6 protein-coding genes are annotated in these 3376 nt (G+C 36.8%); 2 read left to right on the plus strand and 4 right to left on the minus strand.

Annotated elements, in window-relative coordinates; genetic code table 11:
• Together BN338_RS12200 and BN338_RS08965 are read right to left on the minus strand one after the other, a co-directional pair.
• Positions 1–295: DUF1376 domain-containing protein (locus BN338_RS12200; RefSeq protein WP_039761186.1), on the minus strand; the 295-nt coding region annotated here is incomplete at its 3' end.
• The gene (locus tag BN338_RS08965; protein WP_039761188.1) at positions 285–767 is read right to left on the minus strand and encodes a crossover junction endodeoxyribonuclease RuvC; all 483 of its coding nucleotides are present in this window, start codon (positions 765–767) and stop codon (positions 285–287) included. The genes BN338_RS12200 and BN338_RS08965, both read right to left, overlap by 11 nt.
• 39 nt (positions 768–806) lie before the next feature.
• Between BN338_RS08965 and BN338_RS08970 the strand changes: the two genes are divergently transcribed.
• Positions 807–1676: a hypothetical protein gene (locus BN338_RS08970; protein WP_244427643.1), complete on the plus strand. Its 870-nt coding sequence runs from the start codon at positions 807–809 to the stop codon at positions 1674–1676.
• Here the strand turns inward: BN338_RS08970 and BN338_RS08975 are convergent.
• Positions 1663–2130 (minus strand): hypothetical protein, encoded by a 468-nt coding sequence (locus BN338_RS08975; protein WP_039761189.1) that lies wholly within the window; start codon positions 2128–2130, stop codon positions 1663–1665. The two genes, BN338_RS08970 and BN338_RS08975, sit on opposite strands and share 14 nt — an antisense overlap.
• A 12-nt stretch (positions 2131–2142) precedes the next feature.
• Positions 2143–2514: a hypothetical protein gene (locus tag BN338_RS08980; protein WP_244427644.1), complete on the minus strand. Its 372-nt coding sequence runs from the start codon at positions 2512–2514 to the stop codon at positions 2143–2145.
• Positions 2515–2591: 77 nt separating this feature from the next.
• Here BN338_RS08980 and BN338_RS08985 point away from each other — a divergent pair, with 77 nt between their 5' ends.
• Positions 2592–3209 carry a LexA family transcriptional regulator gene (locus BN338_RS08985; protein WP_039761241.1) on the plus strand — a complete coding sequence of 206 codons (618 nt, stop codon included), beginning with the start codon at positions 2592–2594 and terminating at the stop codon, positions 3207–3209.
• The last annotated feature ends 167 nt before the right edge of the window (positions 3210–3376 follow it).

The raw sequence follows: 3376 nt of genomic DNA on the forward strand, positions 1-3376 counted from the left end.
GGTCTTCTTCAATACTGTTGAGTTCCTCTTCAACCTGTAAACTCCACAAACGACCGTCTTCTAAACGTATGATGACTCCAACCCTCAATAAATAATCTAACGCCTTTTCAAATCTTTTTACTGAACATTTAGTAAGATAAGAAAATCCTTGTGAATTATTTATAAGAGGTTCGCCAGTGTAGAGCATTTGCAATCGCAACCTGAGATAAACATTGCATTCAATCGCTGGTAAAAAAGCAAGATCAAGAAGACACTTCTCTACATTAATTGTTACAAACTTATTTCTATTGGACATCCCCAATCTCCTTCTCTTTAACTAAATATAAAATTGATAAAGCGTCTGCTTCATTATCGTCTTTTGGTGCATGCCCTTTTGCACGCATTGCACTCATCATCTCTTCTTTCGAGGCATTCCCCTTCCCCGTTGTGGCTTTTTTTATTGTACCAACCGGAATACCTTCATAAGGAATTTGTTCGTGTTCACACCACGCCGTTAATGTCGCTAGCAAACCACCATAAATATGAGCGGCGTCTGTACCCACATGCCGGCGCACTTCTTCAAAATAAACTTCATCAATGCCCCCTGCTGTCGCTTTTATTTCTGAAAGCCATTGCTTAAAGCGTAAAAAACGCATGCCACCGCCTTCAAAACGACGGGGTTGAAAATTCATAGTACCACTGATGATATGCCCATCCGCACCACATATTGCCCATCCAGTCTTGGTACCTAAATCAAAACAAAGAATGGTTTGTGCATGAGTGATCATAAGCCCCCCCTTAAGGTTCTACGTATTTATATGTGTGCTATGACAGAACGTGTTGTAATTGCCTGTCTTGCAAGAATGTTTGTGAAAAAGTACCCTCCCAACGATTCTAAAAAAGTAGGGGGAGTTATGATGCAAGAATGGATAGTTGAGAATGCTATATTCTTATTGCACTGGATAAATGATAACGCTGTATTTTTGCTACGCTGGATACGTAATAACCCTACGATCGCCCCTATCATTGCTACGATAGTTACTGGAATGGTGGCACTTTTTGTGCAACAACGAAGCTTAAAAAAACAACTTAAAATCTTCAAACGACAAACTATAGCATCAGAAACCCAGACAGCGATTCTATTAGAAGATAAAAAAGCGCGGGATTTGGGACCATATTTGAGATTAAAAGCAATATTCATCCCACAAAAATATGAAGCTTCCTCAACTGTTAAGGTAGGGCTGTATATTAAAAATCTTACGAGAAAAGATATAATGATAAGGAATATACGCATATCTAAAAGAAGTCCCTTTAAGTTTATTAAGAATGCCTGCTCTGTTTTGTCTTATAAATCTGATATCCGAAGTGAGCAGCCCTTCATCACGAAAAGAACAGCTCCCAAACTCATTGCTACAGGTCCGAAAAATATAAAATCCAATTCCTCATTAGAGTATGCATTAAATTTTTTTATTATTCCTGCTGGGGGCATCACTTGTTTAGATTTCATGATTACCTGTCGTAAGCCTAGTTCCCGCAACATTGCAAATTTTACACTTGAACACACTTCAATTATTAATCCAGAGGAAACACGCACTGTGCATTTCTGGGCGTCATGGCCACGCTCAAAAGCCACATATCATGTAGTTGATCCTAAATATTTCTTGGTTGCTGATGATCCTTATTTTATGGATTTTTGACGTTATAATTAACAGTTTCTCCTGGTAAGAGAAAATCGACTAATCTAACTTCTTTGTTGGCTAACTCATTGATCCTATGATTTAACTTATCAATAGCTCTCATCTGTAAATCCAATTTTAATCTTTGTTTATGCAACGTTTTATTTTTTTGCTTAATTAAAGAGGATAGGTTTTCAAGAGCTACTTGTTGATCCTCAATTGACTTATCTCGCTCTGCAAGAAGTGCTTTATGCCATTTCATCCAATTATCAAATTTTGACTTATACCACTCTTCTTGTTCTTTAAGAATTTCCGTATGAATCGTATGCCGTTCTATAAGTTCTTTTATGCTACGTTCACGATCTGGTACTGTTCTCCATTCTTCCACAAATTTATCTTCACTTTTTATTTTTGTATTACAACCTATTAATCTGCAGAACTGGGTGTGGATCTTCTTCAATATTCCGTTTCTCATAATCTCTCTTCTTTAAGACTGTGAATGCTGCTGGGAGTGTTTGTTGTTGTCTGTGGAATTATTCATATAAATTGACCGTGTATCATTCGATGTTGTAAATTTCTCTGTTGGAGAAATCATACCTCTTCCTTGTTCTGTTATTGGAAGAGAAACCCCATGAGATTTATGCGCATACATATGAAGAAACCAATCTAGCGTAACCCAAGATAGACCTTTGGATTCAGACAATTGGATAATTATGTTCCAATATTTTGGGGAGATACTATTGCGATCGCGCATTTTACGTGCAGCTTCATAGCTACAACCAATTTCCTTTGCAAATTGACGTATAGATCCCCAAGACTCAATCAAATTTTTGACATAAAGATTATTAACCATGACCATAACAGTACATTACGTACAACTTTAAATCAAGATAAAATAGTACACAATGAATGAAAAAAATAGTGGATAATGTACGAATGAGTTATTTGCCAAAAGATAGACTTAAAATAGCGCGTAAAAATGCTGGGTATGCAACACCAAGTGAGGCGGCACGCGCTATACCAGCTCTTAATCAAAATACTCTAATTAGTCATGAAAATGGAAATCGTCCTGTTTCTCGACAAAAAGCCGAACTCTATGGACAAGTATTTAACGTCGATCCGGGATGGATTTTATATGGTGAATCTCCTCAAGAGAATCCTAGCCTTAATATAAGTATTCCTCTTATTTCATGGATTAGTGCTGGAGAGTTAAAGGAACAAGATGGGATAACGGATTTTTCAGATTACCCTATGACAGAAGCTGTTAATCTTCCTGCTGGTGAATGGATTGCGTTGCGTGTGGATGGTGCATCCATGAATAAAATTAGCCCCCCAGATTCCATAATACTGGTAAATATGCGAGACAAAAGGCTTGTACCTAATGCCTGCTATGTAATTGCAGATGAAACTGGACGAGCAACATATAAACGATACAGACCAAATGATAATCCTCCTTTTCAGCCTGCTTCGTACGATAAAACAATAAAAGCTCCAAAACTTGAAGGCGCTATCTCTATAATAGGTCGTGTACGACGTACTATTCTTGACATGTAAGTACAATAGGATTCTTTTTTTAAGTCATCAATTAGCTTGCTATTAACAGGTTATAGCAAGCTACTGATTCTAAAAATATGTATTGATTCGTCACTTTTTTTATTTTTTTATCAAAATAGTACGTTTTGTACTTGACTATATTTCGTTCATAATGTACTAATATATCC

Source organism: Bartonella queenslandensis AUST/NH15 (assembly GCF_000312585.1).
Taxonomy (GTDB): domain Bacteria; phylum Pseudomonadota; class Alphaproteobacteria; order Rhizobiales; family Rhizobiaceae; genus Bartonella; species Bartonella queenslandensis_A.

Bases quoted from the DNA above. Each gene is read 5' to 3' on its own strand.
- BN338_RS08965 (WP_039761188.1), bottom strand. From the start codon at position 767: ATGATCACTCATGCACAAACCATTCTTTGTTTTGATTTAGGTACCAAG.
- BN338_RS08970 (WP_244427643.1), top strand. From the start codon at position 807: ATGACAGAACGTGTTGTAATTGCCTGTCTTGCAAGAATGTTTGTGAAA.
- BN338_RS08975 (WP_039761189.1), bottom strand. From the start codon at position 2,130: ATGAGAAACGGAATATTGAAGAAGATCCACACCCAGTTCTGCAGATTA.
- BN338_RS08980 (WP_244427644.1), bottom strand. From the start codon at position 2,514: ATGGTCATGGTTAATAATCTTTATGTCAAAAATTTGATTGAGTCTTGG.
- BN338_RS08985 (WP_039761241.1), top strand. From the start codon at position 2,592: ATGAGTTATTTGCCAAAAGATAGACTTAAAATAGCGCGTAAAAATGCT.